15 protein-coding genes and 1 pseudogene are annotated in these 26,207 nt (G+C 73.2%); 12 read left to right on the forward strand and 4 right to left on the reverse strand.

From position 1 onward, the window contains the following. Window positions 1-2 precede the first annotated feature (2 nt). Window positions 3-1,262 (reverse strand): ROK family transcriptional regulator, encoded by a 1,260-nt coding sequence (locus tag IE313_RS11345; RefSeq protein WP_189930869.1) that lies wholly within the window; start codon window positions 1,260-1,262, stop codon window positions 3-5. Between the two features lie 305 nt (window positions 1,263-1,567). Between IE313_RS11345 and IE313_RS11350 the strand changes: the two genes are divergently transcribed. The 8 genes from IE313_RS11350 to IE313_RS11385 all read left to right on the forward strand — a co-directional run bounded on the left by IE313_RS11350 (window position 1,568) and on the right by IE313_RS11385 (window position 12,545). Next, window positions 1,568-3,376 carry a peptide ABC transporter substrate-binding protein gene (locus IE313_RS11350; RefSeq protein WP_189930870.1) on the forward strand — a complete coding sequence of 603 codons (1,809 nt, stop codon included), beginning with the start codon at window positions 1,568-1,570 and terminating at the stop codon, window positions 3,374-3,376. Between the two features lie 49 nt (window positions 3,377-3,425). After that, complete coding sequence (locus IE313_RS11355; protein WP_189930871.1) at window positions 3,426-4,385, forward strand: ABC transporter permease; 960 nt, start codon at window positions 3,426-3,428, stop codon at window positions 4,383-4,385. Further along, window positions 4,382-5,296 (forward strand): ABC transporter permease, encoded by a 915-nt coding sequence (locus IE313_RS11360; protein ID WP_189930872.1) that lies wholly within the window; start codon window positions 4,382-4,384, stop codon window positions 5,294-5,296. Before IE313_RS11355 ends, IE313_RS11360 begins: the two co-directional genes overlap by 4 nt. After that, window positions 5,293-7,002 (forward strand): dipeptide ABC transporter ATP-binding protein, encoded by a 1,710-nt coding sequence (locus tag IE313_RS11365; protein ID WP_189930873.1) that lies wholly within the window; start codon window positions 5,293-5,295, stop codon window positions 7,000-7,002. The genes IE313_RS11360 and IE313_RS11365 overlap by 4 nt, the downstream gene beginning before the upstream one ends. A 35-nt stretch (window positions 7,003-7,037) precedes the next feature. Further along, window positions 7,038-7,958: an ROK family protein gene (locus IE313_RS11370; protein WP_189931006.1), complete on the forward strand. Its 921-nt coding sequence runs from the start codon at window positions 7,038-7,040 to the stop codon at window positions 7,956-7,958. A gap of 340 nt (window positions 7,959-8,298) precedes the next feature. Next, window positions 8,299-8,721 carry a peptidase inhibitor family I36 protein gene (locus IE313_RS11375; RefSeq protein WP_189930874.1) on the forward strand — a complete coding sequence of 141 codons (423 nt, stop codon included), beginning with the start codon at window positions 8,299-8,301 and terminating at the stop codon, window positions 8,719-8,721. Window positions 8,722-9,145: 424 nt separating this feature from the next. After that, entirely contained in the window at window positions 9,146-10,198 is a 1,053-nt protein-coding gene (locus tag IE313_RS11380; protein WP_189930875.1) for an aldo/keto reductase, read from the forward strand. A gap of 202 nt (window positions 10,199-10,400) precedes the next feature. Beyond that, entirely contained in the window at window positions 10,401-12,545 is a 2,145-nt protein-coding gene (locus tag IE313_RS11385; protein WP_189930876.1) for a SpoIIE family protein phosphatase, read from the forward strand. A 46-nt stretch (window positions 12,546-12,591) separates the two neighbouring features. Here IE313_RS11385 and IE313_RS11390 read toward each other — a convergent pair whose 3' ends face one another. Together IE313_RS11390 and IE313_RS11395 are read right to left on the reverse strand one after the other, a co-directional pair. Continuing rightward, on the reverse strand, window positions 12,592-15,366 hold the full coding sequence (locus tag IE313_RS11390) for a glycoside hydrolase family 2 protein (protein WP_189930877.1): 2,775 nt from the start codon (window positions 15,364-15,366) through the stop codon (window positions 12,592-12,594). A 355-nt stretch (window positions 15,367-15,721) separates the two neighbouring features. Further along, window positions 15,722-16,996 (reverse strand): ROK family transcriptional regulator, encoded by a 1,275-nt coding sequence (locus IE313_RS11395; RefSeq protein ID WP_189930878.1) that lies wholly within the window; start codon window positions 16,994-16,996, stop codon window positions 15,722-15,724. Window positions 16,997-17,217: 221 nt separating this feature from the next. Between IE313_RS11395 and IE313_RS11400 the strand changes: the two genes are divergently transcribed. Both IE313_RS11400 and IE313_RS11405 read left to right on the forward strand, forming a co-directional pair. Then, complete coding sequence (locus IE313_RS11400) at window positions 17,218-18,723, forward strand: APC family permease (RefSeq protein WP_189930879.1); 1,506 nt, start codon at window positions 17,218-17,220, stop codon at window positions 18,721-18,723. Beyond that, window positions 18,720-19,709: an ROK family protein gene (locus IE313_RS11405; protein ID WP_229924532.1), complete on the forward strand. Its 990-nt coding sequence runs from the start codon at window positions 18,720-18,722 to the stop codon at window positions 19,707-19,709. The genes IE313_RS11400 and IE313_RS11405 overlap by 4 nt, the downstream gene beginning before the upstream one ends. A 615-nt stretch (window positions 19,710-20,324) precedes the next feature. On the opposite strand, the gene IE313_RS11410 is transcribed toward IE313_RS11405, so the two are convergent. Then, window positions 20,325-22,547 (reverse strand): NADP-dependent isocitrate dehydrogenase, encoded by a 2,223-nt coding sequence (locus IE313_RS11410; protein ID WP_189930880.1) that lies wholly within the window; start codon window positions 22,545-22,547, stop codon window positions 20,325-20,327. A 309-nt stretch (window positions 22,548-22,856) separates the two neighbouring features. On the opposite strand from IE313_RS11410, the gene IE313_RS11415 reads away from it, so the two are divergent. Together IE313_RS11415 and IE313_RS11420 are read left to right on the forward strand one after the other, a co-directional pair. Beyond that, a complete protein-coding gene (locus IE313_RS11415; protein WP_189930881.1) occupies window positions 22,857-25,325 on the forward strand; it encodes a SpoIIE family protein phosphatase in 2,469 nt (822 codons plus the stop codon). Window positions 25,326-25,790: 465 nt separating this feature from the next. Then, window positions 25,791-26,066 (forward strand): annotated as a pseudogene (locus IE313_RS11420) (ammonium transporter); the annotation flags it as partial. Window positions 26,067-26,207: the final 141 nt, after the last annotated feature.

A 26,207-nucleotide genomic window follows, 5' to 3' on the forward strand; every position in this document is an offset into this window, starting at 1 on the left:
CCTCATACGGGTTCGCCGTCAGCCGTCCCGGTCCCGCCGCGGTGCGGCGCGGAGCGCGGGCGGACGCTGCCGGTGGTGGATGAAGTGATGGCCTCCAGGTCGTGCGCGAGCGCGCTCTGCAAGGCGAACCGGCCCGCGCCGACCAGGCCGGCGTCCGCGCCGAGGCTGGCCCGCTCGATCACCAGGTGCTCGGTGACCAGCGGGTGGCACGCCTCGTACAGGCGGCTGCGCACGGCGGCGACGAAGGGTTCAAGCGTCGACAGGATGCCGCCCAGGTACACGGCGTCCGGGTTGAAGAAGTTGACGTTGGCGGCGAGCACCGTGCCCAGGTGGAGCCCGGCCTGCCGGACGGCGCGGGTCGTCTCCGGGTCGCCGTTCGACGCGAGCCGGACGACGTCCTCCAGCGAGCCGGCCGCGATGCCCCGCTCGTGCAGGATCCGCACCAGTGCCGCGCCCGAGGCCACCGTCTCCAGGCAGCCCGTGTTGCCGCACGAACAGGGCCGGTCGTCGGCGGCCTCTATCCGGACGTGGGTGATGTCGCCCGCGGCGCCGGTCGCGCCCCGGTACAGCCGTCCGTCGGTGATGATGCCGGCGCCGATGGCGGAGCCGATCTTGACCGTGATCGACTGCCGCCGCCCGGCCGGCTGCGCGCCGTGCTCGCCGACGGCCATGCAGTTGGCGTCGTTGTCGACGGCGGCCGGCACCCCGAACCGCTCCTCCAGCCAGTCCCTGACCGGGAAGCGGTGCCAGCCAGGCATCCGGGACGGCAGGGTCACCACACCCGCCGCCACGTCGACCGGCCCGGGCAGGGAGAACCCGACACCCTTGAGCAGGTGGCGGCCGCGCTGCCCGGCGAGTGCCTCCAGGGTCTCGGCGAGCCGGGGCAGCGCGGTATCGGGACCGTCCGCGGTCGCCAGTGGCACCGTCGACACGTCCGTGAGCCCGCCGCCGGGCAGCACCACGCCGATGCGGGCGTGCCGGCCGCCGAGGTCCGCGGCGACCACGAACCCCTCCGAGCCGCCGAGCCTCAGCACCTTGCGCGGACGGCCGCCGGTCGAGGAGCGGGTGCCGTGCTCCGCGACCAGCCCGTGCGCCAGCAACTGGCTGACCGTGAGCGAGATCGTCGACGGTGCGGCGCCCGTCAGATCCGCGAGTTCGGTGCGCGACGCCGCCTGCCCGGAGGCGAGGAGTTCGAGGACGCGCATGGCCACGGAGGTGGCGCCGGTGGCGCTCCTGCGTGGTGACACGCTTTTTTCATCCATGGACGCAGTAACTTCCGCCGCGGGGTAGGTGCGCGGGAACGAGTCCCACGATTCCGGGAGCGTAGCCCGAGCCGGGCAGATGATCAGCTCGGTTACCAAAGAGCCAACTAGGGCGAAACGGTGCAAAACGTATGCCACGTTCGCCACACGTGTCTTTTTTTGGGACAGCAGAAACTTACTTTTTACGACTACCCGTTTGTTTCTTCGGCCCTTATGGTCGTTGACTGGCTCCGCCAACGCGCTGTTCACGCGTGTCACCCCAGGTTCCCGGCGGACGTACCGGGCCGTTCTCTCTGAGGAGAGCCATGTTCCCTGCTGCCACGGCGGCCCGTCGCCGTCCGGCGATCCTCGCCGGTGCCCTCGCCACGGCGGGGGCGCTGCTCGCCGGGTGCTCCAGTACGAGCGGTTCGCCGTCCGCCTCGTCCGAGACCGTCAACTACGCGCTGCCCGCCAACTTCACCCCGAACTGGATCCTGCCGGTCGGCACCGCGGCGCACCTGAACACCAACAACAACGCGATCATCGCCAGCCTCTGGGAACCGCTCATCGCCTACGACGGGTCCACCGGCAAGATCGCCTGGAACAAGGGCGCCTCGCTCGCCACCGCCGCCGACTTCGCCAAGGACGGCAAGAGCGTCACGATCACACTCGGCGACCGCCACTGGAGCGACGGCAAGCCGGTCACCTCGCGTGACGCGGAGTTCTGGTACAACGTCGTCAAGGCCAACAAGGCCCAGTGGGCCGGCTACAGCCCCGGCAAGGCGCCCGACAACTGGACCTCGTTCAAGACCGTCGACGCGCGGCACTTCACCCTCACGTTCGACAAGGCGTACAACAGCCAGTGGATGCTGGCCAACCAGCTCAGCCAGATCACGCCCATGCCGCAGCACGCCTGGGACAGGACCGGCGCCTCGGCGAAGGTGTCCGACGCCGACCGCACCGCCGGCGGCGCCAAGCAGGTCTGGAACTACCTCAACGGCGCCGCGAAGCACATCGCCCAGTACGCCTCCGACCCGCTGTGGAAGACGATCAGCGGCCCCTACGCGGTGAAGTCCTTCTCCACCGCAGGCAAGGTCGTGCTCGCGGCCAACAAGAAGTACGACGGCGGTGAGAAGCCCAGCATCAGCACCGTGAACCTGCTGCCGTTCACCACCACGGACGCCGAGAAGAACGCGCTGCGCTCCGGCCGGGTCGACTACGGCTACATCGACGCCACCGACCTGGACCAGAAGGGCCAGTTCACCACCCAGGGCTACAAGATCAAGCCCTGGACCGGCTGGGCGATCACCTACCTGCCGTACAACTTCAACAACCCCACCATGGGGCCCGTCTTCAAGCAGCTCTACGCCCGCCAGGCGATCCAGGAGTCCATCGACCAGAGCAGCCTGGCCAAGGTCGTCTTCAACGGCACCGCGGTGCCCGGCTACGGCCCGGTCCCGCAGGCGCAACTGTCCTCGTTCCTCTCCAAGGAGCAGAAGGAGAACCCCTACCCGTTCTCCACCGCCAAGGCCAAGGACCTGCTCACCAGCCACGGCTGGACCCTGCAGAACGGCGTCATGACCTGCACCACGCCCGGCAGCGGCGACTCCGCGTGCGGCGAGGGCGTCGACAAGGGCACCACGTTCGAGATGCAGGTGCTCTCCCAGTCCGGCTCCACCGTCACGGACAACATGATGAGCGCGATCCAGTCCTCGCTCGCCAAGACCGGCATCAAGTTCTCCATCAAGACCGCGCCCGTGAACTCGGTCCTGTCCCAGACGCCGCAGTGCACCGCGAGCCAGCCGATCTGCAAGTGGCAGCTCTCCTTCTTCGGCACCGCGGGAAGCTGGTACTTCCCCGCCTACCCGACCGGTGACTCGCTCTTCCAGAGCAAGGGCGGCTCGAACTTCGGCAACTACTCCAACCCCGACGTCGACAAGCTGATCGACGCCTCCACGACCTCCGACTCGCCCAAGGCGATGCAGGACTACAGCGCGGCGCTCGCCAAGGACCTGCCGGTGGTGTGGCTGCCGGAGCCGGACTACCAGATCTCGGTCGTCAACAACCGCCTCGGCGGCTTCTTCCAGGACTCGCTCGCCGAGTTCCACCCGGCCCAGTGGACGTGGACCAAGTGAGCCCGCTCAGCCGCTGCCGCACCGCCGCGCCCCACCGACCGGAAGCCCCATGGCCAACCTCCTCTACCTGATACGGCGGGTCCTGCAAGCCGTCGTGGTGATCCTCATCGTGACGGTGGTGGTGTTCTGCCTCCTGCACGCGCTCCCCGGGGGCCCGGCCCGCGGCATCCTGGGCCCCCAGGCGACCGCGCAGCAGATCGCGCAGTTCAACCACGAGCAGGGCCTCGACAAGCCGCTGCCCGTGCAGTACGTGTACTACCTGCGCACCCTCCTCCACGGTGACCTGGGCACCTCCTACACGCTCAACGAGGGGGTCTCCCAGCTCATCGCGCAGCGGCTGCCGAAGACGCTGGTGCTCACCGTGCTCTCCGCGGTCGTCGGCCTGGCACTGGCCGTCCCGCTCGGCATGTGGCAGGCGGTGCGGCGCAACAAGCCCACCGACTACGTGATCACCACGCTGAGCTTCGTCGCCTACTCCACGCCGGTGTACTTCCTGGGCCTGATCCTGGTGCTGGTCTTCACCCAGCTACTGCCCTGGTTCCCGTCCCAGGCGCCGCAGGGCGACTCCCTCGGGCAGGTCTTCGCCGACTCCAACGCACTGGTCCTGCCGGTGATCGCGGGCGCCACCTCCATGGTGGCCGTGTTCAGCAGGTACATGCGCGCGGCGACGCTGGAGAACCTCTCCGAGGACTACGTCAGGACCGCCCGGGCCGGCGGCTCACGGCAGCGGGCGATCCTGTGGCGGCACGTCTTCCGCAACTCCCTCACGCCGGTGGTGGCGATGCTCGGGTACTACGTGCCCGTGCTCTTCGGCGGCTCGCTCGTCGTCGAGCAGCTCTTCAACTACCCGGGCATGGGCCTGCTGTTCTGGAGCGCGGCGCAGTCCTCCGACTACCCGGTGCTGCTCGGCTGCGTCCTCGTCATCTCCGTCGCCACCGTCGTCGGCACCCTGCTCGCCGACATCCTCCAACGGATCATCGACCCCCGAGTGAAGGCAGGCACCTCATGAGCGCCGTCCTCCAACCGGGCCAGGCCCCCGGCGTCCGGCCGCCCGGTGAGCCCGCGGCGGCGGCCGGCAGGTCGGGCACCCGGCTCGCCCTGCGCCGCTTCGCCCGCAACCGGCTCGCCGTGGCCGGGCTCGCGGTGGTCGTGTTCTTCCTGCTGTTCTGCTTCGTCGGCCCGCTGCTGTACTCCACCGACCAGACCCACACCACCCTGACGCAGGTGAACCTGCCGCCCGGCGGCGCCCATCTGCTCGGCACCGACGCGGTCGGCCACGACGAACTGGGCCGGCTGATGTTCGGGGGGAAGGTGTCGCTGCTCGTGGGGCTCGCGGCCGGCATCCTCGCGACCGTCATCGGCACCCTGTGGGGCTCGGCGGCCGGCTACGCGGGCGGCTGGGTCGACGCGGCCATGATGCGCGTCGTCGACGCGGGCATCGCGATCCCCGCGCTGTTCATCCTGCTCGTGGTCTCCGCGATCTCCACGCCCGGCATCGCGGGCCTCATCCTCATCCTCGGCCTGGTGTCCTGGCTGGTGCCGTCCCGACTCATCAGGGCCGAGACGCTCACACTGAAGAACCGGGACTACATCCTGACCCTGCGCGCCATCGGCGGCACCCACAGCCGGGCGATCGCACGGCACATCCTGCCCAACTCGGTCTCCACCATCGTCGTGGCCGCCACCTTCCAGGTCGCCGACGCGATCCTGCTCGTCGCCTACGTCTCCTACCTGGGCCTCGGCGTGCAGCCGCCGTCCACCGACTGGGGCGGCATGCTCTCCTCCGGCCTCACGGCCGCCTACTCCGGACGCTGGTGGCTGATCGTGCCGCCGGGCCTTGCCATCATCCTCGTGGTGTGCGCGTTCAACGCCATCGGCGACGGACTGCGGGACGCCTTCGACGTGAGGGGACGCGGATGACCACCGCAGAGAAGACCACGCAGGCGCCCACCGGGCCGATCCTCAGGCTCACCGACCTCGGCGTCACCTTCACCACCGAGACCGGTGACGTGCCCGCCGTCCGCGGTGTCCGCCTGGACATCGCGCCCGGCGAGACCCTGGCCCTCGTCGGCGAGTCAGGCTCCGGCAAGTCCACCGTGGCGCTCGCCGCGATGGGACTGCTGCCCGGCAACGCCCGCGCCACCGGCTCCGCCGCCGTCGGCGGCCGGGAGCTCATCGGCACGCCCGAGGCCGAGCTGGCCGGGCTGCGCGGCCGGGCGGCGTCGATGGTGTTCCAGGAGCCCGCCACCGCACTCGACCCGCTCACCAGGATCGGCGCCCAGATCGCCGAGGTGATCCGCAACCACCGCACGCTGCCGGCCCGCGAGGCCGCGCGGGAGGCCGTCGAACTGCTGCGCCGCGTCGGCATCCCCGACCCCGAGCAGCGCGCCACCGCCTTCCCGTTCCAGCTCTCCGGCGGCCAGCGGCAGCGCGTGGTCATCGCCATGGCGATCGCGAACAGCCCGAGCCTGCTGATCGCCGACGAGCCGACCACCGCCCTCGACGTCACCGTGCAGGCCGAGATCCTGGACCTGCTGCGCTCGCTCGCCGCCGACGCGGGCACCGGCGTCCTGCTCGTCACGCACAACATGGGTGTCGTCGCGGACTTCGCCGACCGGGTCGCCGTCATGCTCGAAGGCGAGATCGTCGAGACCGGAACCGTGGAGGAGGTCCTGCTGCGGCCCCGGCACGCCTACACCAAGCGGCTGCTCGGCGCGGTGCCCCGGCTCGCCGTGGCCGAGCCGGGTGCCGCGCCGGCCGGCGCCGGGGAGACGCCCCCGGCCGGGGACGAGGTGGTGGGCCTGCGCGAGGTGTCGGTGCGGTTCGGGCGGGGGCCGCGTGCCGTGCAGGCGCTCAGCGACGTCACGCTCACCGTGCACGCAGGTGAGACCGTCGGACTGGTCGGCGAGTCCGGCTCGGGCAAGTCGACCGCGGCCAGGGTCGCGCTCGGCCTCGTCCAGCCGTCCGCGGGTTCCGTCTCCCTCTTCGGCACCGACCTGCGCAGGAGCCGCGGCCGGGCCCGTCGCGCCCTGCTGGCCGGCGTCGGGGTCGTCCTCCAGGACCCGGTGGCCTCCCTGGACGCCCGGATGAGCGTCGCCGAGTGCGTCGCGGAACCGCTGTACGTGCACCGCGGCAGGATGACGTCGGCCGAGCGCCGGGCCAGGGTCGAGGACGTACTCGAACGCGTCCGCCTGCCGCGCGCCCTGGCGAACCGCGCACCGCGCGAGCTGTCCGGCGGACAGCGCCAGCGGGTGAGCCTGGCCCGTGCCCTGGTCCTCGAACCGCGCCTGCTGGTCGCCGACGAGCCGACCAGCGCGCTCGACGTCAGCGTGCAGGCCGCCGTGCTGGAGGTGGTGAGCGAACTCCAGGACGAGTTCGGCTTCGCCTGCCTCTTCGTCTCGCACGACCTCGCGGTCGTCCAGCACTTCGCGCAGCGCGTCGTCGTGATGCGCGCGGGACGCGTCGAGGAGCGGGGCAGCACCGCGACCACCCTGCTGCACCCCGGCACGGACTACACGCGCCGGCTCGTCGCCGCCGTGCCCGTGCCCGACCCGGTGCTCCAGCGCCGCCGCCGCGCGGCGCGGCAGGAGGCGCCGGCCGCCGGCCGGACGGCGGCCGGGGAGTGAGCGGCGGACCCCCGCCGTGCCCCTCGACACCCGAGGTGTTCGCCGGCATCGACATCGGCGGCACCACCACCCAGGTGGTGCTCTGCACCGCCGACCTCACCGTGGTCGGCGGCAGTGAGGTGCCCACCCCCGCGGCACGGGGCGGCGGGGCCATGGTCGGCACCGCGCTCGACGTGCTGCGCCGGCTGCTGGACGAGGCCGGGTTCCGGCTCGCCGGGGTGGGCGTCGGCGCGGCGGGCGTCGTCGACGCACGGGCCGGCCGGGTGCTGGTGGCCAGCGACTCCTTCCACGACTGGGCCGGCTTCCCGGTGACCGCGACCGTGGAAGGGGCGCTCGGCGTGCCGGCGTTCCTCGACAACGACGTCAACGCCTTCCTGCGCGGCGAGGCGACCAAGGGCGCCGTCGCGGGCGTCAGCCACGTACTCGGGATGACGCTGGGCACCGGGGTCGGCGGTGCGCTGTGGGTGGACGGGACGCTGCTCGAAGGACCGCACGGCGCCGCGGGCGAGATCGGCCACATCCCCGGCTTCGGCGACCTGCCCTGCACCTGCGGCGGGCGCGGACACCTGGAGACACTGGCGTCCGGCAGGTCGATCGGCGCCAGGTACGCCGAGCGGACCGGACGGCACCGCACCGCCCGGGAGGTCGCCGAGGCCGCGGTGCGGGACGACGCGGACGCCGTCGCCGTGTTCGAGGCCGCGGGCACGGCCGTCGCCCGTGCGCTCCTGGTCACCGCGGGCCTGATGGACGTCACCACCGCGGTGATCGGCGGTGGCGTCAGCCGCGCCTGGCCGCTCCTCGCCCCCCTGATCAGGGCTGCGCTCGCCGCGGAGCCCCCGGTCAGCGGCCACCCCATCCGGCTCGTCAGGGCCCGCCTGGGCAGCCGGGCGGTCGCCGTCGGCGCGGCGTCACGGGCCCGCGGGGAACTGGGCGCGGCGGTGCCGGGGCGGGCCTGAGGGACGCTTCCGACGCGATCCCGACGGCGCGCCCCGGCGGACTCTCCCCGGCAGCGGCGGGGCCGCCCGACGACGGAACCCCCGGCGCGCTCCCGGATCGCGCGTGAGAGGGCGGCCCGCCTCTTCGCCCCGCCCGGTCCGGGTGCGCACGCCCCGGCCGGGCGGCGCGGGAGACCGCCCGGGCCGCCGCCGTCACCGCCCGCGACAACGGCGCCGGCCCCGGAGGCCCCCCGCCCCCCCCGTCAACCGCCGCGGCCGGCGCACCCCCCGCACGGACGTCCGGGCCGCAGGGGAACAGTGACGAGCCCGCCCGCGGGGTAATTCCAGGGTTATGCCACCTTTGCGGGACAAACCCCGCGGGCGGGTGGTGCGGACACCAGCGCGAGAAGGGGAGAAGCACATCAAAAGGAATCTGATTGCCGGGCTCGTCGCCGGGCTGTGCGTGGCCGCGGCCTCGGTGGTCGTCGGGGGGACGCAGGCGAGCGCCCATCCCGAGGACTGCCCCGACGGGTACGTGTGCGTCTGGGGCGACAGCAACTACGAGGGCCGTTTCCTCTTCGTCCCGGGAACCGACCGCGCCAACGTGGGCAGTGCGATGAACGACCTGACCACCTCCATCTGGAACCGCACCGGCTCCCGGGTCTGCTTCTACGACGACGCGAACTACGGCGGGTCCATCCTGGCGATCGTGAACGCGGGCGCGTGGCGGGGCAACGTCGGGCCCACGGCCAACGACAGGATCTCCTCGTGGCGGGCCTGCTAGCGCTCAGGGGGAGCGCGGTGCCGTGATCCGCCGGCCGGGGCGCCGGCGGACGGGAGGCGGTGCAGAGCCGTGGCACCCGCCCGGCGGGTGCCACGGTTCGCGTCTGCCCTCCGGCCCTCCGGCGCGGCGGCCCGCGGGCACGCCCCGCGCACCGGCGGGCACCCCCGGTCCCCACGTGCACCGCTTCCGATGCAAGCCGCCGCACTCACCGGGCCCCACCCAGGTGCCCCGGAGGGCGGCACACCCCGGTGGCCTGCTCGCCGCGGCCTGCCGCGCGGCCCGGCGGCCGGCGTCCCCACCGGGCGGGCGGCGAAGCTTCGCCACCCGCCCGGTAGGGACGCCCCGCACGGGTACTGAACAGGTGGGTACTGAAGTGGCGGAGGCGAACCGTGTCGGGCCCCGGGGCCCGAGGCAAGGAGAGACCATGGAATACCGTCAACTGGGCCGCTCCGGACTGCGGGTGTCCGCCCTGACCCTGGGCACCATGACCTTCGGCGGGCAGGGCATGTTCGGCGCGCTGGGCAGCCTCGGCGTCCGGGAGGCCGACCGGCAGATCGGCATGGCGCTGGAGGCCGGGGTCAACCTCATCGACACCGCCGACATGTACTCGGGCGGTGTGTCCGAGGAGATCGTCGGCGAGGTCGTCGAGAAGCGCCGGGACGGCGTGCTGCTCTCCACCAAGGCCCGCATGGTGCTCGGCGAGGGCCCGAACGACGGCGGGGCCTCGCGGTTCCACCTGGTGCGCCAGCTCGAGGCCAGTCTGCGCCGGTTGCGCACGGACCACGTGGACATCTACCACATCCACGAGTGGGACGGGCAGACGCCGCTGGAGGAGACCATGGAGGCGCTGGACACCATGGTCCGCTCCGGCAAGGTGCGCTACCTCGGTGTCTCGAACTACACCGGCTGGCAGCTCATGAAGGCCCTGGCGGTCTCCGACGCGCACGGGTACCAGCGGTTCGTCTGCAACCAGATCTACTACTCGCTCGAATCGCGCGACTCCGAGTACGAGCTGCTGCCGCTCTCCGTCGACCAGGGCCTCGGCGTGCTGGTGTGGAGCCCGCTGGCCGGTGGGCTGCTCTCCGGCAAGTACCGCCGCGGCAGGGACGCCCCCGAGGGCACCCGCCAGGTGGACGAGCGGTGGAACGAGCCGCCGGTCCGGGACAGGGAGAAGCTCTACGACACCGTCGAGGTGCAGGTGCAGATCGCCGACGCGCACGGCGTCTCGCCGGCGCAGGTGGCCCTCGCCTGGCTGCTCACCAAGCCCGCGGTCTCCTCGCTGGTGATCGGCGCCCGCAAGGACGAGCAGCTCGGCGACAACCTGGCCGCCGCGAACCTGACCCTGGCCCCCGACGAGAGGGCCGCCCTCGACCGGGTCAGCGCGCCCGCCATGATCTATCCGCACTGGCACCAGGCGAACCTGGCCAAGGACCGCTTCAGCCCCGCCGACCGGGTGCTGCACGGCGAGGCGCCCTGAACCCACGGCCGCGGTCGGGCCCGGACGCCGCGGGTCCGGCCCGGGTGGCACCGCCCGCTCGGACGCCACTGCCCGCCCGTGTGCCACCGCCCGCGTCCCACCGCCGGGTCGGGCGGTGGCGCCCACTCGGGTGACCGAGGAGGAAAAGCCTGATTCATCCGTGATAATCGGATAGCGCCCTTACGGGCGTAAAATACAGGCAATGGCGGAATCCACTCCGACCGGCGTCGAAGCGCTGGACCACCTTCTGTACACCGTGCTGCGCGAGACCGGCGCCTACGGGGGCGGCATCTTCGTGCTGCCGCCGGACGAACAGGTGCTGTGCCTCGCGGTGAAGGCCGGCATACCCGACGCCTTCGCGGGGCCCTGGAAGCGGGTGTGGCTGGGTGCGCACACCCCGACGGCCGACGCCGCCAGGGAGCGGCGGCTGATCTGGCTCCCGGTCGGCGACACGGTCGGCCGCTATCCGCAGACCGCGGTGGTGCTGCCCTACCGCTTCTCCGCGGTCAGCGCTCCCCTGGTCGGCGAGGACGCCGTGTGGGGCTCGCTCTCCCTGCTCTTCCCGGCCTCGCACCCGCCGCGGCTGTCACCGCGGGAGCGGGCCGCCATCGACAGTTGCTGCCAGGAACTGGGCCTGCTGCTGGCCGACGCCGCGAAGCGGGGCAGGCCCGTGCTGCCCGGCCCCGAACCGCACACGATGCGGCGGCCCCCGCCGATCGTCCCGGCCGCCGACGAGGCGGTCGCCGCCGTCGACTTCGCCCAGCGGCTGCCCGAGGGCGGCATGGCGCTGGACCTGGAGGGCCGCATCGTCTTCGCCACCGCCTCGGCGGCCGAACTGGTCGGCGTCCCGACCGGGCGCCTGCGCGGCCAACGGCCCTGGCAGGCACTGCCCTGGCTGGCCGACCCGGTCTTCGAGGACCGCTATCGGGGCGCGCTCTTCAGCCGGGAGCCCGCGGCCTTCACCGCGCTGCGGCCACCGGGCACCTGGCTCTCGTTCACGCTCTACCCGGGCGACTCCGGCGTCAGCGTGCGCATCGCCCCGGCCAGGCCGCGGCCCGGGCCGCCGCCCAGGGGTGCCGGACGGCCCGCGGGCGGGACCGCGGCCGACGGCGACCACGTCCTGGGCAGCGACAACGCGCCCACCCCCGTCGGCACGATGTACCAGCTCATGAACCTCGCCGCGATGCTCACCCAGGCCGTGGAGGTGCAGGACATCGCGGAGCTGGCCGCCCACCCGATCATGGCCGCCTTCGAGGCCCAGGGGCTCGCCCTGCTCGTGCTCCAGGACGGCCGGCTGAAGAACATCGGCTACCGCGGCTACACCGAGCGGGCCATGCGGCAACTGGACGGCGCGCAGATGCGCTGGACGCCCACGCCGGCGTCCCTGGCCCTGAGCCGCGGGCAGGCGGCCTTCTACTCCACACCGCAGGAGATGGACGACGCGTACACCGGCATGTCCACCCTCACCGGCAAGGCGTCCTGGGCCTATCTGCCCCTGATCGCGGCCGGCCGCCCGGTCGGCTGCTGCGTGGTCTCCTACGAGCGGCCCCGCACGTTCACGCCGGGACAGCGCGCGTTCCTGACGTCGCTGGCCGGGCTGCTGGCCCAGGCCCTCGAACGCGCCCTCATGCACGACTCCCGGTACCGCTTCGCCCGGCGTCTGCAAGCCGGACTGCTGCCGAGCGCCCTGCCGCGGATCAGCGGCCTCACTGTGGCGGCCCGCTACCAGGCATCGGCCCACGGCATGGAGATCGGCGGCGACTTCTACGACCTCATTCCGCTCGACGGCAGGGGCGCGGCCGCCGCCATCGGCGACGTGCAGGGCCACAACCCCACCGCGGCCGCGCTGATGGGCCAGGTGCGCACCGCCGTGCACGCCACCTCCGGCGTGCCGCCGGCGGAGGTGCTGGCGCGCACCAACCGGTTGCTGACCGACCTCGACGCGGGGCTGTTCACGAGCTGCCTCTACGCGGACCTCGACCTCTCGGCCCGCCGCGCCAGGCTGTCCAGCGCGGGCCACCCGCCCCCGCTGCTCCGCCACCCGGACGGTCGGGTGTCGGTCGTTGACGTGCCGCCGGGACCTCTGCTCGGCATCGTCCGCGCCGCGGAGTACCCGACCATCGAGATACCGCTGCCGCCCGGCGCGGAGCTCCTGATGTACACCGACGGCCTGGTCGAGGCACCGGGGGACGATCCCGACCTGTCGACGCAGGAGCTGATCGGCCGCTTCGCGCACACGCACCACGGGGAGTCGGTGGAGGACCGCGCCGACCTGCTGCTGACGCACGCCCCGCAGGGCGACACCCGCAACGACGACATCGCCCTGCTGATCATCGGCATGACGTGAGGACCGCCCGGGCGCGGGATCGCCCGGGCGGTGCGCACATCCGCCGTCAGTCCCGTGCGGCCACCACCGCCTCCGGCACGTTGAACCCGGACAGTTGCACGGCCGGTGCCTCGCCGCGGAGGTCGGCGGTGCGGTACGTCGCGGTCAGCGTGAACTCCTGGCCCGGGAAGACGGTGACGTCGTCATCGCTCCACGACACCGGTGCGACCGCGGCCCCGTGGCGGGCGCCGACCACGCTGGTGTGCAGTCCGACGGCGGGCACCGTTCCGGTGTTGCGCAGCGTGACCCGGGTCGTGGTGCTCTCGCCGGTGGCGGTGGTGTGCACGGCCGTCGTGATCGAGGCGTCGGCGAGCTTCTGCAGGGCGGTCAGATCGGCGTAGCGGCTCTGGGGCGTGTAGTACCAGGTGGTGTGGGCGTCGTCGAGGACGTCGGGATCGGTCGAGTTCCAGTAGACGTTGCGGCTGACCTGCCTGCCGTGCGCATCGGTCAGGGTCAGCTCGGTGAAGTAGGCGCTCGTCAGTCCGGCCGGCGGCTTCAGGGTGAGGGCGGTGGCGGTGTGCCCGCCCGCCACCGGGCCGACGGCGGAGTGCCGGTCGAGCCGGACGGTGCCGTCGAGGTCCCGCACCCGTACGCGTGCCGTCAGGTCGCCCGTCGCGTCCGGAGTGTGGTTGACCACCTGGACGGCGGAGGTGTCGTACGCGTACTGGATGTGCACCGGCTCGCCCGCCTTCTTGGCACCGAAGTAGCCGCCGGCCTGGTCGAGGTTGTGGTCGAAGAGGTGCCAGTGCAGGCTCGGCCAGGCGCCGTTGAGCATCCAGTAGATGACACCGGTCGCGGGCCGGTCCGCGTCCGCCCTGCTGCCGAACGCCTCGAACTGGGCCCTCGTCGCCTCGTAGTTCGCGAGCTGGGCCTTGCGCACGTAGTCGCGAAGGCTCGTCGGAGCGCCGTAGCGGTGCGTGAGCGCGTTGTCGAAGATGGACAGGTCGGAGAACTGCGAGCCGGTGCGCCCCGAGTGGTACTGCGGGGTCTTCGGCTCCTGCCACAACTGCCGCTGCTCCTCGGGCGACAGCATCGCCCGGAGGGTGGGCAGGCGCGGGATGGCCTCGCCGGCGCTGGTCTCCGAGTCGAAGCCGATCGCCCCGCCCTGGTCGTCACGGGTGGAGTACCAGTAGTTCGGCGGCACGTAGGCGTACGGGCCGTTCATCTTCATGCCGGACTCGCCGGTGGGCTCGGTGCTCTGGTCGGACGCGGCGGAGACGATGGGCACCGACCAGCCCGCGTGCTCCAGGGCGTCAGTGTAGGCACCCGCGATGTCGGCGGGCGGGGCGTTGTCGCTGCCGATGAGGAAGGCGACGACGGAGGGGTGGTTGCGCAGCAGCACCGCCTCGTCGGCCATCGAGCGCGCGGCGACGGCGCGGTCCTCGGCGGTCCACGGCTCACCGCCGGTGCCGGCCCACGCCTCCCACTTGTCGCAGCACTCCCAGCCGGGCAGCACCATGATGCCGGCCCGGTCGGCCAGGTCGTAGAACTCCGGGTTCTCCAGCTTGCCCTCCAGCCGGACGGTGTTCAGCCCGAGGTCGGCGACGTAGCCCAGCTCGTCCGAGGTGCGGCCCTTGTCGTCGCGGAGGAACATGTCCGGTGCCCAGCCACCGCCGCGCAACTGCACCTTGCGGCCGTTGACGACGAACTGCCGCCCGCCGCCGGGCGCCACCGAACTGGTGACCTCGCGCACGCCGAAGGAGGTCCCGGCCCGGTCGGTGAGGGCAGCGCCCTGGTGGGCCGCCAGCTTCAGGTCGTACAGCGGATGGGCGCCCTCGCCGACGGGCCACCAGACGGCGGGGTCCCGCAGGGACAGGCCCGGTGTGTCGGACGGGCTGAAGGTGACCGTCCTCGTCTCACCGGCGGCCAGGCGCACGCTCCGGTCGAGCGCGACCGGAGCCCCGTGGCCGCCGACCGTGCCGGTGATCCGCACGGTGGTGGCCTCGGTGCCGGTGTTGTGCGCGTCCACGGCCACGGTGAGGTCGGCGCGGTGCAACGACGTCAGGTCGAGGTCCGGGGTGACACGGGCGCCCGAGAGCGCGACGCCGCCGGTGCGCACGATCTCCACGTCGCGCCAGATGCCCATGTTGTTGTCGGGCGGGGTCTGGTTCCAGTCGACCCAGCCGGTGGAGAGGTCCTTGTCGGGGTCGGTGGGCGGGACCTCGAAGGCGATGGCGTTCTCACCCGGGTGGACGTCGGCGGTGATGTCGATGTCGTTGACGGTGTACGCGCCCTGGACCGTCGACCGCGACGCGACCTTCCTGCCGTTCACCCAGACGTCGGCGCCGGGGATGACGCCGTCGGCCCGCAGCACGGTGCGGCCGCCGCCGGTGGCGGTGAAGGTGCTGCGGTACCACCACGGCACCTGGAACATCGCCGGGTCGATCCCGCTCAGGTTCTTCGAGTAGAAGACGTCCGGGTACAGGCCGTCGGCCAGCATCGCGGCCAGCACGGTGGAGCGCGCGGGCGCCACGTACCAGCCCGCGGTGCCGTACCCGGTGCGGGAGACGGCGGCGCCGTCGTCGCCGGTGACGGCGCTGGACTGCACCTGCCAGGAGCGGATGGCGCTCGCCGTGCCCGGCCCGCCGGAAGGCGTGGTCCTGAACGGCGGGGTGCTGACCGGTGGCGGCGGTTCCTGGGCCGCGGCCTGGGTGGGCGCGGCGCCGGGGCCGAACGGGAGCAGGGCCGTGAGCAGGGCGGCGGCAAGGAGCGCGGCCCGGCGGCGGCCCCTTCGCGGATGCGCTCTGCGGCCGGGACGGGAGCGGGGGCTCAGTACGGGCATGCCTGCCTCCGGAAGGTGGACGGCGACGCGGCGGCCCCGGACTCGGGGCCCCACCCATGATTCAGGAAAGCTCCCTAACTAAGTCAAGTGCGCCTCACGGGCAAAAGGTTGACGGCCCGGCAGCGGCGCGCAGAAGCGCACCAGGGGACGCGCAGCGCACCAAGGGGCGCGGGGGACCGCGCGCCCGGCCCGGCGGGCCGGTGAACCGCCACCGTCCGAAGGGGCAGCCGGGGACCGCACCGGGCCACCGTGCCGCCCCCGGCCGACGTGCCGCCCCGGCGGGCCGCACCGGGCCGCCCGGCCACCTGGCCGCCCCCGGTCGCCGCCCGCCGGGCCCGTGTCCCGCCGGAGCGGGTCAACCGCCGTTGCGCGTGTCGAACACCCGCTCGCGGGCGGCCTGGGCGGCCATCGCCACCGCCCCGAGCAGCACCGCGTCGTCGCCCAGCGTGGACGAGACCACCCGAGGCCGCAGCGGCGTCAGCTCGCGCAGCGCGCTGCGCAGCGGGGCGAGCAGCAGGTCGCCGTTGCGCCCGACACCGCCGCCGAGCACCACCAGGTCCGGGTCGAGCACCGCGGACAGCGCCGCCACCGCGTGGGCGAGCCGGGCCGCCTCGCGCTCGACGACCCGCCGCGCGGTCGGCTCGTCGGCGCGGGCCGCGGCGAAGACGTCCTTGGCGGTGCGGGTCGTGGCCGCCGGCATGCCCATCGCGTGCGCCAGGCGCACGACCGCGTCGGCACTGACCGCGTCCTCCATCGGGCCGCGCGGTACGGAGACGTCCCTCGGACCGGCCTCCGGGCGCGGCTCGGCCCCGTCGGGGAGCGGGAAGAGCGGCAGGTAGGCGATCTCGCCGGCCGCTCCGTGCCGGCCGCGGAACAGCTTGCCCTCGGAGACTATTCCGGCGCCGAGGCCGGTGCCGACCCACAGGTAGGCGAAGAGCCGCGAGCCCTGTCCCGCGCCCAGCGCGTACTCGCCGAGGGCGGCGAGGTTGGCGTCGTTCATCACGTCGAGGCCGGTGCCCAACTCGGCGTGCAGCCGCTCGAAGAGGCCGCTGCGGCCCCAGCCGGGGAGGTTGACCGCGTACCGCACCCGGTGCGTGCCCGGGTCCGTGACCCCGGGGCTGCCGACGACCGTGTGCACCACCTGCGACCAGTCGAGCCCCGCCTCCTCGGCGACCGAGCGGGCCAGCCGGGCGGCGTCGTGGACCATCGCACTCGCGGTGCGCGCGGTGTTCGGTGCGTCCCGGCGGCCGACGACCCGGCCGTCGAGGTCGGCGGCCGCGGCGCGCAGCCAGTCGCGGCCGACGTCCACGCCGAGCACGAAGCCGGCCTCCGGGTCGGCCTCGTAGAGCACCGCGGCCCGGCCCCGGCCCCGGCCGCGCGCGACCTCGCCGGTGCGGCGCACCAGGCCGGCCCGCTCCAGGCTGGCCAGCGCGGCGGAGACGGTGGGCTTGGACAGGCCGGTGGCGCGGGCCAGCTCGGCGCGCGAGGTGGTGCCGGCGGCGCGCAGTGCGTCGAGGAGGGTGCGTTCGTTGATGCCGCGCAGCACGCCGCGGTTCCACGGCCGCCCGGTGGGCTCGCCCTGCGGTGTGCCGACGGCGGTCTCGTCGTCCCCGGTAAGACCGTTCAGCATCGTCCCCCTGGCCGCCGTCCTCGGTGAGTGGCTTCGTGTGTGATTTCCCGGCGAATGCCCTGCGTATGACGTCCAGGTTACGAGACGGCGGTCGGGGCGCCGGGCGGCCTCGGCGGATTCCGGCCGGACTGTTGACGGCTTTTTGTTAAGGACCCTAACTTGATGAGGTCTTCCTGACGTTTTCCTGACGGTGCCCCACGACAGCCAGAGGAGGTGGCCCGATGGCCGACACGGAGCGGGAGCCCGCGCCGGCCGATTCCGGGTTCGTACGCCGGATCGGCCAGTTCCAGGCGAGCGCGATCAACATGAGCCAGATGGTCGGCGTCGGTCCGTTCATCACCATCCCGGCCATGGTGCTCGCCTTCGGCGGGCCCCAGGCGGTGATCGGGTGGGTCGCCGGTGCCGTCCTCGCCCTGGCCGACGGGCTGATCTGGGCCGAGCTGGGCGCCGCCATGCCGGGCGCTGGCGGGTCGTACATCTACCTCCGCGAGGCGTTCCAGTACCGCACGGGCCGGCTCATGCCGTTCCTGTTCACCTGGACCGCCATGCTCTTCATCCCGTTGATCATGTCCACGGGTGTGGCCGGATTCGTGCAGTACCTCACCTATCTGTGGCCGTCCATGAGCAGCGGGCAGGGCGACCTGGTCGGGCTCGCCATGTGCCTCGCGGTGGTGCTGCTGCTGTGGCGGCGGATCGAGTCGATCGGACGGCTCGCCACGCTGCTGTGGGTGATCATGATCATCAGCGTGGGGTGCGTCGTCATCGCCTCCTTCACCCACTTCCACGCCCACGACGCCTTCACCTACCCGGCGGGCGCCTTCTCGCTCGGCAGCTCCACTTTCTGGCTGGGCTTCGCCGCGGGACTGACCATCGGCATCTACGACTACCTGGGCTACAACACCACCGCGTACCTGGGCGCCGAGATCAAGAACCCCGGCCGGGTGCTGCCCCGGTCCATCTTCTACGCGATCGCCGGCGTGATGGTCATCTACCTGCTGATGCAGATCGGCACGCTCGGAGTGGTCAACTGGAAGGACATGATCGACCCGGCCAACCCCGCCTCGCGGTCGGTCGCGGCGGTCGTCCTGGAGCGGGCGTGGGGCAGGACCACGGCGGACGTCATCACCGTCCTGATCCTCGTCACCGCGTTCACCTCGGTCTTCGCCGGGCTGCTCGGCGGCTCCCGGGTGCCGTACGACGCGGCGCGCGACAACGTCTTCTTCCGGCAGTTCGGGCGTCTGCACCCCAGGCACCGCTTCCCCGTGCTGAGCCTGGTCGCGATGGGCGTGATCACCGCGGCGGCCTTCCTGATCAGCCGCCATCTGGGCACCTCGGCGAAGACGCCGCCCCTGACCGTGCTGATCACGCTGCTGACCACCGTCATGGTCATCGTCCAGTCCTTCGCCCAGATCGCCGCCGTCACCGTGCTGCGCAGGCGGCAGCCCGGGCTGCGCCGGCCGTACCGGATGTGGCTCTACCCGCTGCCCAGCGTGGTCGCACTGGCGGGCTGGCTGAGCGTCTACGTCTTCGCCGACAAGAACAACCCGGGACTGCATCCCATCGAGTGGTCGCTGGCGTGGGTGGCGCTGGGCGTGATCGCCTTCCTGGTGTGGGCCCGCGTCGAGCACGTCTGGCCGTTCGGCCCCAAGGAGATCCGCGAGGACTTCAGCACCGCGCCCGCCGCGCCCTCCGGCAAACTGCCCGACACACCCCAGGAGACCGTGTGACCCGCGTCCCCCACCCGCGCGAAGCGGTGCCCGCCCCCTTGGTGACCGCGGCGGGCGGCACCGACTTCGTCCTCGGCATCGACGTCGGCGGTACGAAGGTGGCCGTCGCCACCGCCGCCGTGGACGGCCGGATCCTGCGGCGGACCAGGATCGACACGGACGCCTCCCGCGGCGCCCTGCAGACCGTCGAGCGGGCGCTGCACACCGCGGCCGAGCTGCGCGCCGGGACCTCGGCGGCGACCGGCGGCCGCTGCCTGGGCGCCGGTGTCGCGAGCCCGGGCGTCGTCCACGAGGACCGGGTGCTCATGGCGCCCAACATCCCCGGCTGGGAGGAGCTGTCCCTGCCGGCGCTGGTCCGCGAGCGCCTGGACCTGGCGGTGGTGGCCGCTGACAACGACGTCAAGGCGGCCGGCCTCGCCGAGGTCCGCTGGGGCGCGCTGCGCGGCGTCGACCCCGGGATCTATCTCAACCTCGGCACGGGACTCGCGGCGGCGCTGGTGGTGGGCGGCCGGGTGCTCTCCGGCGCGCACAACGCCGCCGGTGAGATCGGGTACCTGCTGCGGGACGCGGCCGACACGGCCGCCGCCGCCTCGGGCCGGGCGCCCCTGGAGGAGTACTTCTCCGGCATGGGCCTGGCCCGCAGGGGCGCCGAGCTGCTGGGCGGCAGCCCGAGTGCCGCCGCGCTCTTCGCGTCCGCGGAGCCACGGGCCCGGGCGCTGGTGGACGATGCGCTGGACCAGCTCTCCGTGCACGTGGCCAACCTCGCCACGGTGCTCGACCCGCAGCGGATCGCGGTGGGCGGCGGCATGATGGCCTCGGCCGAGCGGGTGCTCGCGGCGCTGGGGGGCCGCCTGCGCGAGGCCGTCCCCTTCCCGCCCGAGCTGGTCCCCAGCGCCTTCCCGCACGATTCGGCCCTGCACGGCGCGCTCGCCCTGGTCCTCGACGAACTGGGGCCGGCGGCGGGCCCGCCCACCGGGGCGGCCTGACGCTGCCCCGCCCCCTGCCGCCGCGGTGGCCCGGGGCCGCTGACGCGGGCGCCGGCGGTGCGGTCCCGGCCCGCGTACGGCCGCACGCTCCGGCGCCTCGTGCGGCCGTACGCGGGCCGGGCCGCGGATGGTGCGGCACCGCCGGGTCGCGCCGTGGGGCGCCACGCCGTCGCGGCGCGGCCCGGCGGTGCGGCAGGGCGGTCCGCCGTCCGGCCGGTGCTCCCCGGCGTCCCGGCCTCGCTGTCCTTCCTGGCCTCTGTCCTCCCCGGCCTTCCCGTTCTCCCCGTCCTCCCCGGCCTTCCCGGCATCCCCTCCCGGCCCGCCGCAGGAGCGGCCCCCGCGGCACCGGCGGCCCCGGGCAGGACCGCACCCGCGGGTCGGGGGCGTCCGCGGGCCGGGCGCGTCCGCACCCGCCGGGCCGGGCGCCGCGGCCCGGGACGCGCCGGCCCCGGGCCACGAGCGGACCCGCCCTGACGGGAGGCCCGCGGAAGCGGATCCGCCCCCGAGGAGATCCCGGAGGCGGGCCCGCCCCGTGAGGAGGTCCCGGAGGCGGGCCCGCCCGTCAGGAGGTCGGGGCGCCGGACGTCGGAAGGCCGGACGCCAGGAGCTGGGACGTCACGACGTCAGGGTCGCCAGGGCCTCGTTGAAGGTCCTGGACGGGCGCATGACCGCCGCGGCCTTGGCCGGGTCGGGCTGGTAGTAGCCGCCGATGTCGACCGGCGAGCCCTGCACGGCGAGGAGTTCCTCGACGATGGTGCCCTCCTGCTCGGTCAGCGTCTTGGCCAGCGGCGCGAACGCCTCGGCGAGCCGGGTGTCGTCCGTCTGGCCCGCCAGCTCCTGGGCCCAGTACAGCGACAGGTAGAAGTGGCTGCCGCGGTTGTCGAGGCCACCGACGCGCCGGGTCGGCGACTTGTTCTCGTTGAGGAACGTGGCGGTGGCGCGGTCGAGCGTGTCAGCGAGGATCTGCGCGCGGGCGTTGCCCGTCTTCTGCGCGAGGTGCTCGAAGCTGACCGCGAGGGCGAGGAACTCGCCGAGGCTGTCCCAGCGCAGGTAGTTCTCCTTGACCAACTGCTGGACGTGCTTCGGCGCGGAGCCGCCTGCACCGGTCTCGAACAGCCCGCCGCCGTTGATGAGCGGCACCACCGAGAGCATCTTGGCGCTGGTGCCGAGCTCCAGGATGGGGAAGAGGTCGGTCAGGTAGTCACGCAGGACGTTGCCGGTGACGGAGATCGTGTTCTCACCGCGGCGGATCCGCTCCAGGGAGAACGCGATCGCGTCGACCGGCGACATGATCTCGATGCGCAGGCCCTCGGTGTCGTGCTCGGGCAGGTACGCCCTGACCTTCTCGATGAGGTTGGCGTCGTGCGCCCGGCCCTCGTCCAGCCAGAACACGGCCGGGTCCCCGGTCGCCCGGGCGCGGGTGACGGCCAGCTTGACCCAGTCCCGGATCGGCACGTCCTTCGTCTGGCACATCCGGAAGATGTCGCCGGCGCTCACCGTCTGCTCCAGCACCACGGCACCGCTCGCGTCGAGCGCCCGCACCGTGCCGGTGGTCGGGATCTCGAAGGTCTTGTCGTGGCTGCCGTACTCCTCGGCCTTCTGCGCCATCAGACCCACGTTCGGCACCGAGCCCATGGTGGCCGGGTCGAAGGCGCCGTTGGCCCGGCAGTCGTCCAGGACGACCTGGTAGATGCCGGCGTAGCTGCTGTCCGGGATGACCGCGAGGGTGTCGGCCTCCTGGCCGTCCGGGCCCCACATGTGGCCGGAGGTGCGGATCATGGCGGGCATCGAGGCGTCGACGATGACGTCGCTCGGCACGTGCAGGTTGGTGATGCCGCGGTCGGAGTCGACCATCGCCAGAGCCGGCCCCTCGGCCAGCTCCGCCGCGAAGGACTCCTTGATCTTCGCGCCCTCGGGGAGCCCCTCCAGGCCCTTGAGGATGCCGCCGAGGCCGTCGTTCGGGGTGAGGCCCGCGGCGGCGAGCGCCTGGCCGTGCTCGGCGAAGGTCCGCGGGAAGAAGACGCGCACCACGTGCCCGAAGATGATCGGGTCGGAGACCTTCATCATCGTCGCCTTCAGGTGCACGGAGAACAGCACGCCCTCGGCCTTGGCGCGCGCGACCTGCGCGGAGAGGAACTCGCGCAGCGCGGCGACGCGCATCACGGAGGCGTCCACCACCTCGCCGGCGAGCACCGGCACCGACTCGCGCAGCACGGTGGTGCTGCCGTCGTCGCCGGACAGCTCGATGCGCAGCGTACCGTCCGCGGCGATGACGGCGGACTTCTCGGTGGAGCGGAAGTCGTCACCGGTCATGTGCGCGACGTTGGTCTTCGAGTCGGCCGACCAGGCGCCCATGCGGTGCGGGTGCGCCTTGGCGTAGTTCTTCACCGAGGCGGGGGCGCGCCGGTCGGAGTTGCCCTCGCGCAGCACCGGGTTGACGGCGCTGCCCTTGACCCGGTCGTACCGGGCGCGGACCTCGCGCTCCTCGTCGGTCTTCGGGTCGTCCGGGTAGTCCGGCAGCGCGTAGCCCTGCTGCTGGAGCTCGGCGATCGCGGCCTTGAGCTGCGGGATCGACGCCGAGATGTTCGGCAGCTTGATGATGTTGGCCCCGGGGGTCCCGGCGAGCTCGCCCAGCTCCGCGAGGGCGTCGTCGATGCGCCGGCCTTCCTCCAGGTGCTCGGGGAAGCTGGCTATGATCCGCCCGGCGAGGGATATGTCCCGGCTCTCCACGGCGACGCCGGCGGTGGAGGCGTAGGCCTCGATCACCGGCAAGAAGGAATACGTCGCCAGGGCCGGTGCCTCGTCGGTGTGCGTGTAGATGATGGTCGAGTCTGTCACCGGGTGCTCCGCTCCGCGTCTACGTCTGCAACATTGCTTGACATCAAGATATCTCGTTTGCCCTGCCCGCTCGACAGGGTCCTGCCGTACCGGTACGGCCGCATCCGGAGCCCCGCCGGGGGTGGCGCAGGGGGCGGCGCCGGGTCGCCCGGAGGGGGCCCGGGCCGCCGGGGTGGTGCGGCGCCCGAACCGGCCGGCCCCTTGGAGGCGAGGTCTTTATACCTGCCCAAAATGGATAAACTGGGTTAGGAGGATCTAGAGGGATTGATGCCTGTGGGTGACCCCTTCACTGCGCGAGGCGAGGGCGTCTTGCGACCGCAAGCGCGTGCGCGTCCCGAGGCCGGACTCACGGTCGACGCGCACGGCGTCATCACCGACTGGAGCGCGGAGGCGGAGCGGCTCTTCGGCTACGCGCCCTCCGACGTGCTCGGACGCGCCGCCGCCGCGCTCCTGGCCCACCCGTCGGACGCGCTGCGCCCGGCTGGGCCCGACGGGTGGGGGCCGGACCGCGAGACGGTGGAGGACGCAGCCGCGCCCCTGCGCGTGCGGTGCAGGGACGGGCACTGGGAGGCGTGCTCCCTGCGGATCCGCCCGACCCTGAACGGACCCGGCGCGGGCGCACGGTGGTCCGTGACCCTGACCCCGGTGGTGCGGGCCGGGCGCGAGCTGGACGGAGCGGTTCTCGAAGCCCTCTTCACCCAGTCGCCCATCGGGCTGTGCCTCTTCGACGACGACCTGCGGCTGCGCCGCTACAACAGCGCCGCCGAGGGTATGAAGGGCATCTTCACCCCCCGCTCCCTCGGCCGGCGGGCGCGCGACGTGTGGGCGGCCTCCAACGCCGACGAGCTGGAGGAGCTGCTGACCAAGGTCCGCGACACCGGGGTCCCGCTGCTCGGCTTCGACAAGCACGGCTATCCGCCGGGCGACCCGGACCACGAGCACTACTTCGCCACGTCCGCCTTCCGCCTGGAGGACTCCTCGGGGCGCGTGGGGGTGGCCGTCACGGGCGTGGACATCACGGCGCGGCGCAGGGCCGAGCAGCGCTTCGCCCTGCTGGCCGAGGCGAGCGGGCGGATCGGTACCACCCTGGACGTCGTGCGCACCGCCCAGGAGCTGACCGAGGTGGTCGTGCCCGGCTTCTGCGACGCCGCGGTCGTGGACATGCTGGACCCGGTGCTGCGCGGCGACGAGCCGGACGCGGACGCGGCGCGCGCCTCGCTCCGCCGTGCGGGCGTGACCGTCAACCAGGCGCTCGGCGTCGAGGTCGGCGACCCGCACCTCGACCTCGGCACCACCTCCTCGATCCCGCCCTCCGACGCCCGCTGCCTGGCCACCATGGATCCCGTGCTGCGCCGCGTCGTGGAGCCGGACTCCTCGGGGCTCGGCCTGAGCGGTGACCTCGGCACCGGCAACGGGCTGTTCGGGCTGATCGTCCCGCTGCGCGCCCGCGGCTCGACGCTCGGCCTTGCCACGTTCTACCGGTTCGGCACCCCCCGCACCTTCGAGGAGGGCGACTTCGTCACCGCGCGCGAGGTGACCTCCCGCGCCGCGGTCTGCATCGACAACGCCCGCCGGTACACGCGGGAACACGTCGTCGCCCGGGCGCTGCGCCGGCAGCTCCTGCCGTCCCGCTTCCCCCCGCAGGGCGCCATGGAGATCGCGCACAGCGTCGTCACCGAGGGCACCAGCGGCGACTGGTTCGACGCCATCCCGCTGCCCGGCGCCCGGCTCGCCCTCGTCGTGGGCACCGTCGTCGGCAGCGGTGTCTACGCCGCCGCCGCGATGGGTCGCCTGCGCGCCGCCATCCACACGCTCGCCGAGCTCGACCTCGGTCCCGACGAGGTCCTCGCCCGGGTCGACGACCTGGTCACGCACATCACCGAGGAGAGGGGCGAGGTGCTGGGCGTCAGGCCTCGCCCCGCCCCCGGCTCCGTCGCCGGCGCGACCTGCGCCTACATCGTGTACGACCCGGTCACCGGCCATCTGAGCGTGGCAAGCGCCGGCCACCCGGTGCCGCTGATCACCTACCCGGACGGCACCGTGGAACCGGCCGACCTGCCCTCCGGGGTGGCCCTGGGCACCGGGGACAGCCCGTTCGGCACGGCGGACATGGGCCTGCCGCCGCACAGCGGCATCGCGCTCTACACGCCCGGCCTCCTCGCCGGTGCCGGTGCCGGTGCCGGTATCGAGGACGAGGGGACGACGGCGGGGCTGGAGGAACTGAAGGAGCGCCTCGTGGCGAGCCGCGACGATCCGGTGGAGGACGCCTGCCGCGCCACCGCCGACGCGCTGCTGCACCGGGGGTCGCGGCACGACGCCGTCCTGCTGCTGGCCCGCACCCATGTGTTCGACGAGGACCAGGTCGTCACCTGGGACCTGCCGAGCGATCCGGCGGTGGTCGCCACGGTCCGGGCGCTCGTCGAGCGGCAGCTTTCCGCCTGGAGCCTGGACGGCAAGGTGTTCCCGACCCAGCTCGTGGCCAGTGAGCTGGTCACCAACGCCATCCGCCACGCGGAGGGCCCGATCAAGCTGCGCCTGCTCCGCGACCAGATGCTGACCTGCGAGGTCGCCGACGGCAGCGCCGCCGCACCGCGGATGCGGCACGCCCGCGCCGGCGACGAGGACGGCCGCGGCCTGTTCCTGACGGCACAGGTCACCCAGCGGTGGGGGACCCGCTACCTGGAGACCGGGAAGATCATCTGGGCCGAGCAGCCCCTCGACGCCGAGTCCGGGCTCGGGGACCTGGGCGCGAGCGGCCTCGCGGACCTGGACGTGTGACGTTCACTCCGGCCAGGCGGAGTTCTCGCTGACCTCGACGAAGCCGAGGTGCCGGTGCGCGCGCCCGGTCCGCACCGTCCAGCTCGAACCGCTGGACCTGGCTGCGGTGGGCCGGTACGAGGCCCGCTCCGCCCCGGCCCGAAGCCGTCGGCGACCCGGAGCATGCGCGGTCGTATGCGAACGGTGACGCCTGGTCGGACCGGTACCGCTGAAGCGGGCGGCGGACGCGGAGGCGTGTCGGGCCACCGTTTCCCCAGCGGCGGCCCACCGGCCGTCGCCCGGGACACGGACCGAAGGGCGGCCCACCGCGTTCTGCCCGGGTCGAGGAACGGGCTCCGGGTGTGAACGCGCCGGTCGTCAGAACGCCTTGGCGGCCGCGGCGTCGGCGAAGGAGAGTCCCGTCCCCGTTGCCACGCTGAGCATCAGATAGGCGGCGGCGCGGTGCACAGCCTGCGTGTGGCTCGGGGACTCCTCGGCCGTCAGTTCGCCGCCATCGCCGCCGTCATCGCGTTCTCCTCCATCCTCAGTTGGCTCCTGGCGAAGGCGGTCGACCTGAGCGTGGGGTTCCGCGCCGAGGAGGAGTACGCCAGCGTGCCCGGAGCGGAACAGGAGCGCGCGTACGACTTCCGGACCTCTGAACGCCTCGGGGCACTCGTCTCCGGCAGACCGGTCAGCAGCGATGACGAACTCGTCCGGCGGATCGCCGCGTTGCTGAGGACCCGCAGGGGCCCGGGTGAGTGACCCCGCCGGTGCGGGGATCTTCCCGGTCACCGGCCGCCCGGCTGTCGCTCCCGTGTGGGAGGCGGCCGAATCTCACCCTTCATCAGGACGCCTCCACCGCAGGGGCCTGGTCGGGCAGTTCGCCGACCCCGTCGTCCTGCC

The organism is Streptomyces sulfonofaciens (assembly GCF_014656295.1).
GTDB lineage: Bacteria > Actinomycetota > Actinomycetes > Streptomycetales > Streptomycetaceae > Streptomyces > Streptomyces sulfonofaciens.

Bases quoted from the DNA above. Each gene is read 5' to 3' on its own strand.
- IE313_RS11345 (WP_189930869.1), bottom strand. From the start codon at position 1,262: ATGGATGAAAAAAGCGTGTCACCACGCAGGAGCGCCACCGGCGCCACC.
- IE313_RS11350 (WP_189930870.1), top strand. From the start codon at position 1,568: ATGTTCCCTGCTGCCACGGCGGCCCGTCGCCGTCCGGCGATCCTCGCC.
- IE313_RS11355 (WP_189930871.1), top strand. From the start codon at position 3,426: ATGGCCAACCTCCTCTACCTGATACGGCGGGTCCTGCAAGCCGTCGTG.
- IE313_RS11360 (WP_189930872.1), top strand. From the start codon at position 4,382: ATGAGCGCCGTCCTCCAACCGGGCCAGGCCCCCGGCGTCCGGCCGCCC.
- IE313_RS11365 (WP_189930873.1), top strand. From the start codon at position 5,293: ATGACCACCGCAGAGAAGACCACGCAGGCGCCCACCGGGCCGATCCTC.
- IE313_RS11380 (WP_189930875.1), top strand. From the start codon at position 9,146: ATGGAATACCGTCAACTGGGCCGCTCCGGACTGCGGGTGTCCGCCCTG.
- IE313_RS11385 (WP_189930876.1), top strand. From the start codon at position 10,401: ATGGCGGAATCCACTCCGACCGGCGTCGAAGCGCTGGACCACCTTCTG.
- IE313_RS11390 (WP_189930877.1), bottom strand. From the start codon at position 15,366: ATGCCCGTACTGAGCCCCCGCTCCCGTCCCGGCCGCAGAGCGCATCCG.
- IE313_RS11395 (WP_189930878.1), bottom strand. From the start codon at position 16,996: ATGCTGAACGGTCTTACCGGGGACGACGAGACCGCCGTCGGCACACCG.
- IE313_RS11400 (WP_189930879.1), top strand. From the start codon at position 17,218: ATGGCCGACACGGAGCGGGAGCCCGCGCCGGCCGATTCCGGGTTCGTA.